This window comes from Luedemannella flava, from assembly GCF_039528515.1.
GTDB classification, from domain to species: Bacteria; Actinomycetota; Actinomycetes; order Mycobacteriales; family Micromonosporaceae; genus Luedemannella; species Luedemannella flava.
Map to the genome: position 1 here is coordinate 1 of NZ_BAAALT010000096.1, position 4,193 is coordinate 4,193.

At 75.1% G+C, this 4,193-nt stretch carries 3 protein-coding genes and 1 pseudogene; 3 read left to right on the plus strand and 1 reads right to left on the minus strand.

Annotated elements, in window-relative coordinates; translation table 11 throughout:
- Positions 1-1,095: 1,095 nt before the first annotated feature.
- Positions 1,096-1,908 (plus strand): annotated as a pseudogene (locus ABD211_RS16790) (tetratricopeptide repeat protein); the annotation flags it as partial.
- A gap of 416 nt (positions 1,909-2,324) precedes the next feature.
- On the plus strand, positions 2,325-3,368 hold the full coding sequence (locus tag ABD211_RS16795; RefSeq protein ID WP_344132163.1) for an HAD-IIA family hydrolase: 1,044 nt from the start codon (positions 2,325-2,327) through the stop codon (positions 3,366-3,368).
- On the opposite strand, the gene ABD211_RS16800 is transcribed toward ABD211_RS16795, so the two are convergent.
- Positions 3,352-3,687 carry a sterol-binding protein gene (locus ABD211_RS16800; protein WP_344132165.1) on the minus strand — a complete coding sequence of 112 codons (336 nt, stop codon included), beginning with the start codon at positions 3,685-3,687 and terminating at the stop codon, positions 3,352-3,354. The genes ABD211_RS16795 and ABD211_RS16800 overlap by 17 nt on opposite strands.
- A gap of 105 nt (positions 3,688-3,792) precedes the next feature.
- Here ABD211_RS16800 and ABD211_RS16805 point away from each other — a divergent pair.
- The coding region (locus ABD211_RS16805; RefSeq protein WP_425560433.1) for a phasin family protein at positions 3,793-4,193 on the plus strand (401 nt) is incomplete at its 3' end.

The following is a 4,193-nucleotide window of genomic DNA, read 5'->3' on the forward strand; positions in this document are numbered from 1 at the left end:
GGCTCGGCCGGGCGCGGCGGTTACAGCGACCGGGGTGACTCCGGAGCACGCGGGTATGGCGACCGCAGCAGTTCGGGAGGACGCGGCAGCTACGGCGACCGGGACGGCTCGGGAGGACGCGGCAGCTACGGCGACCGCGGCGGCTCGGCGGGACGTGGCGGTTATGGCGATCGTGCCGGTTCGGGGCGCGACGCGGGCGGCCGCGGTGGCGCGACCGGCCGTGGCTACGGCGACCGCGCCGGTCAGGGCGACCGGAGCTATGGCGACCGGGGCGGGGCTGGCGAGCGCGGCGACCGGCGCGAGGGCGGCTTCCGGGGACGCGACGACCGTTCTCAGTCGTTCGGCGACCGTTCGCGTCCGGGCGGTGACCGCGGCGGACACCGCGACCGTGACCGAGGCGGCTACGGCGCGTCCCGTGAGGGTCGGCCTGGCGGCTACCGCGACCGTGACGAGCGGAGCGGGTTCGGCGGCCGGGACCGGTCGACCGGCGGCGAGCGTGGATTCCGTGACCGGACCGACCGCGACCAGGCGGGCTACACCGGACGCGGTGACCGGCCGGACCGCGACAGTCAGAGTTTCGGCGACCGGGGCGGAGACCGGCAGGGCTTCCGTGACCGGGGCGACCGGGCTGGCGGCGAGCGGACGTTCCGCGAGCGGGGTGACCGGCCGGCGTACGACCGTCCGGGCTCCCGCGAGGGCGCGAACCGGCCGGGCTACCGGGACCGGGGCGACCGTCCGGGCACGCGCGACCGGGGCGGATACGGTGACCGTGGCAACGCGGGCGACCGCGGCGGCTACGGGGACCGCGGTGGTTCCGGCGAGCGTGGCGGCTACGGCGCCCGGGGTGGTTACCGCGAGGGCGAACGTGGCGGCTTCCGCGATGGCGGCGACCGTGGTGGTTACCGCGACCGCGGCGATCGGCCCTACCGCGACCGTGACGATGCGCGCGCCGGCTGGCGTGGCGGCGAGGGCGACGAGCAGCCGCGCGGCCGCCGGGACGAGGGTCCGGCGTTGCCCGAGGACCTGGACCCGCGCAGCCTGGACCGCGAGGTGCGCGACCAGCTGAGTTCCCTGGCCCGGCCGGTGGCCGAGAAGGTGGCGCTGCGGCTGCTGGCGACAGGCGAGCTCATCGACGCGGAGCCGGACACGGCGCTCGCGCACGCACTCGTGGCACGGCGGCTCGCGTCGCGGGTGGCCGCGGTGCGTGAGGCCGTCGGCCTGGCGGCGTACCGGGCGGGGGACTGGCAGACCGCCATCGCGGAGCTGCGCACCTACCACCGGATGACCGGTACCCAGTCGCACATCGCGATCATCGCCGACTGCGAGCGGGCGCTCGGCCGGCCGGAGCGGGCGGTGGACATCTACCGGGCCGCGGACCGGGACGAGCTGGCGCCGTCGGAGGCTGTCGAGCTGCTCATCGTGGCCGCCGGCGCCCGGGGCGACCTGGGCCAGCGTGACGCGGCCGTGAGCATGCTCCAGGTGCGCGAGCTGGGCTCCGACGAGCCGTGGGCGGCCCGGCTGCGCTACGCGTACGCCGACGCGCTGCTCGGCGTGGGCCGGCGCGAGGAGGCGCGCGAGTGGTTCGCGCGCGCCGCCGAGACCGACGAGGACGGCGTCACCGACGCCGCCGAGCGCCTGCTCGAACTCGACGGCGTCCTCATCGAGGAGGCCGAGGAGGCCGAGGAAGCAGAGGAGCACGGCGAGGACGAGGGCGCCGAGGGCCGCGCAGAGGGCGGCGACGCCGAGGCCGCCGGTAAGGTCGGCGACCGCGAGGCCGGTTCCGAGAGCGACGCCTACGAGGCCGACGAGGACGAGTTCGACGACGAGGACGACGACTTCGACGAGGACGACGAAGACGACCACGACGAAGACGACTTCGACGAAGACGACGACGAGGACGGAGACGACGAGGACGACTTCGACGACGAAGACGACCACGACGAAGACGACCACGACGACTTCGACGAGGAAGACGACGAAGACGAAGACGAGGACGAGGAAGACGAGGACGAGGAAGACGAGGACGAGAGCCACGACGAGGAGTCGGAGGCGGCCCAGCCCGTAGGTGACGAGCTGGCCGGCGACCTCGAGAACGAGGACGACTACTACGACGAGGACGTCACCGACCTGGACGACGACGCGGCCACCGGAACGGACGCCGACGACCGCAAGCCGGGCGTCGACGAGGACACGTTCGACGAGGACGACGAGACGCCGACGGACGACGACCTCGACGACGCGGGCAACCTCGACGCCGGGACGACGGACACCGCGACCACGACAGGCGGCGACGACCGGACGCCGAAGCCGTGACCCTGCCGCAGGTGACGCTCGCTACGACGTACGACCTGATTGTTTTTGATCTTGATGGTGTCGTCTACATCGGCACGGAGCCGGTGCCGGGAGCCGCGGACGCGATCGCGCGGCTCGCGGCGGCCGGCACCGCCGTGGCGTACGCGACGAACAACGCCTCGCGGCGCGCGCAGGAGGTCGCCGACCGGCTCGGCGCTGGAGGCGTGCCCGCGAAGGCGAGCGAGGTGCTCACCTCGGCCGAGGCCGCCGCGCGGCTGCTCGCGACCGACTACCCGCCCGGCTCGCCGGTGCTCGTCGTCGGCTCGCCGGCGCTGCGCGCCGTCGTGGCCGAGGCGGGCCTGCTGCCCGTGTCCGGCGCGGCCGACGCGCCGGTCGCGGTCGTGCAGGGGTACGGGCCGCAGATCGGCTGGGTCGACCTGGCCGAGGCCAGCGTCGCGATCCGGGCCGGCGCGCGGTGGGCGGCGACCAACACCGACGCCACCCTGCCGTCGCCGCGCGGCCCGCTACCGGGCAACGGCAGCCTCGTCGCCGCGCTCGCGCACGCGCTGGGCCGCCAGCCCGACGCGGTGGTCGGCAAGCCCGAGCCGGCGCTGTTCGAGGTCGCCGCGCAGCGCTATGAGGCCGCGCGGCCGCTCGTCGTGGGCGACCGGCTGGACACCGACATCGAGGGCGCCAACGTGGCCCGGATGCCGAGCCTGCTCGTGCTCACCGGCGTCACCCAGCCCGCCGACCTGCTCGACGTCGTCCCCGCCCAGCGCCCCACGCACCTCGCGACCGACCTCAGTGGACTGTTCGTGCCGGAGGCGCAGGTACGGATCCCGGCGTGCGCCGACCCCGCCGAGGGCGTGGCGGCGGGCGGCTGGCGGGTGGTGGCCGACGGCGACCGGCTCGTCCTGGACGGCGCGGGCGATCCGCTCGACGCGCTGCGCGCGCTGGTCGCCGTGGCCTGGGCGGCTGGCGGCCGTCCGGGTCAGCCCACCCCGGTGGGTACGGACGCGGAGCGCGCCCTGGCAGCGCTGCGGCTGCCCGCCGGAGCGGTCACAGCAGCTTCCTGAGCTTGAGCAGGTCACCGAAGCTCGCCTTCACCGACGCCCGCCCCGAGGCCCAGGCGGCGGCGAAGTTCAGCTCGCCGGCGACCAGCGCGAGCAGGTCGTCGCTGCCGATCTCCAGCCGGATCCTCGCGGCCGGGTCGTCACCATCGGCGAGGTCGACGATGCGGCCCCCGGCCAGCCGGCCGTGGAAGGCGACGTCGAGGTCGCGGATGCGGCAGGCGAGCGGTCGGTCGAGGTCGAGCCGGGCAACCGCGTCGGGGCTGCCGGCGAGTTTTCCGGCCAGCTCACCCAGCGCCTGCCGGCACTGTTCGACGGTCGCCATGCTGCTCTCCTCGCTCGGGGGGCCGGTGGTGCACAAGGTCGACACATGCGGCCGGTAGCGTGGAGCCGGCACGTGACAACGATACGGGCGGAAGGAGCTCCGGTAATGGCGGATGCGTGGCGGACATACCTTGAGATGGCACTCGGCGCGACCGAGGCTTCGCGCAAGCAGGCCACGAAGGTGGTCAAGCGACTCGTCGGCCGCGGGGGCGCGAAGGCCGAGCAGGTGCAGCAGATGGCCAACGACCTGTTGACGGCCGGTGCGGCCAACCGTGAGATCGTCGGCAAGATGGTCAAACAGGAGGTCGACCGCGCCCTGTCCAAGGTGGGCCTGGTGTCCGCGGACGAGGTAGCCGCCCTCAAGGCGCAGGTCCGCAAGCTGGAGAAGGAGCTGCACGCCGCCCGCGTCCCGGAGGCCGAGCCCGCCGCCGCTCCCGCGACCCCGACCACGCCGGCCGCGCCGGGGGCGGCCGAGCCGGCCGCGACCGTCGCCCCGGAGGCCGTCGC